This window comes from Kitasatospora sp. NPDC091257 (assembly GCF_044757675.1).
Taxonomy (GTDB): Bacteria; Actinomycetota; Actinomycetes; order Streptomycetales; family Streptomycetaceae; genus Kitasatospora; species Kitasatospora lactacystinica.
Genome location: NZ_JBIVVI010001666.1, coordinates 1 through 1,480, shown reverse-complemented (window position 1 = coordinate 1,480; position 1,480 = coordinate 1). Strand labels below are relative to the sequence as shown.

Sequence of the window (1,480 nt, the reverse complement as noted above, 5' to 3'; positions counted from 1 at the left end):
GATGGGCCGGCCGATGGAGACCGGGGTGTCCGCCGAGATGTCCGAGGCCGTGGACCAGATGGTCGTCTCGGTCGGGCCGTACAGGTTGGTGACGGAGGCGGCGGTGCCCGCCAGGGTGCGGGCGAGCTCACCGGGGAGCGCCTCGCCGCCGACCAGGACCCGGACGGACCGCAGAACGTCGTCGTCCGCCAGGGCCCGCCACAGACTGGGCGTGGCCTGCATGACGGTGACGGCCTCGCGCCCGAGGAGGGCGCGCAGGGCGTCCGGGTCGCGGACCTCGTCGCGGTCGGCGAGGACCACGGCGGCGCCGGACACCAGCGGAAGGTGCAGTTCGAGTCCGGCGATGTCGAAGCCGATGGTGGTGACGGCCAGCAGCCGGTCGTGCTCGGTGACCCGCAGGCGGTGGTTCATCGCCGCCAGGAAGTTGTTCAGCGCGGAGTGCGGGAGGACGACGCCCTTGGGGCGACCGGTGGAGCCGGAGGTGAAGATGACGTAGGCCGGGTTCTCCGGGCGGTGGCCGGGGCGTTCCGGGTTCGAAACAGGCTGTACGCCAAGGGCGTTGGCGGTATCCGGCGCGTCCAGGTCGATCCGCCGGACGCCGGCGTCCGCCGTCAGGGCCTCGTCCGTCGTCGCGCTGTCGGTGACCAGGGCGGTGGGACGGCCGTCGGCCAGGGTCGTCGCCAGGCGCTCGACCGGGTAGTCCGGGTCGAGCGGCAGGTAGGCGGCGCCCGTCTTGGAGACGGCCAGCAGCGACACGACCAGCTCGGCCGACCGCGGCAGGCACACGGCGACCAGGTGCTCCGGGCCGACGCCGTCGGCCGCCAGCAGGTGCGCCAGGCGGTTGGCCCGCGCGTTCAGCTCCGCGTACGTCAGGCTCCCGCCCGCGGCGACCAGGGCGACGGCCTCCGGGGTGCGGGCGGCCTGCGCCTCGAAGAGCTCGGGCAGGGTCGCGGCCGGAACGTCGGAGGTGGTGTCGTTCCAAGCGGTCAGCAGCCGGTCGCGCTGCCGGTCGCCGAGGACGGGGACGCGGTCGAGCGGGATCCGGGAGTCCTGCTCCAGCTCTCCGGCCAGGTTCTCGACGGCGGTGTGCAGCAGACCGCACACCACGTCCGGGTCGATCGCGGGAACGGCCTGCACGGAGAGCCGGAAGCCGACGACGGTGTCGTCCACCGACACGGTGAGCGGGTAGTTGGTCCGCTCGTGCCCGTACAGCACCCGGATCCCGGCGAGGCCGGTGCCTTCGTTCGCGGCGCCGGGGCTGTGCCGGAAGTTGAGGAGCGAGGTGAACAGCGGGCTCTGCGCGGGGACTCCGGTGGCCTGCTGGGCGAGGGTCAGCGGGGCGTGCTCGTGCCGCAGCAGCTCGCCCAACTGGACCTGGACGGCGCGCAGTCCGGCGTCCAGCGGCCGGGTGGCGTCGATCCGGATCGGCAGGGTGTTGATGTACAGACCCGGGGTCCGGTGCGCGGTGCCAGATCGGAAG

Annotated in this window: 1 protein-coding gene; it reads right to left on the bottom strand. The window is 73.6% G+C overall.

The annotated features are described in order from the left end of the window. Positions 1 to 1,480, bottom strand: a 1,480-nt coding sequence (locus ACIQOV_RS41135) for an AMP-binding protein (RefSeq protein WP_401056223.1), incomplete at both ends; no start/stop codon positions are given.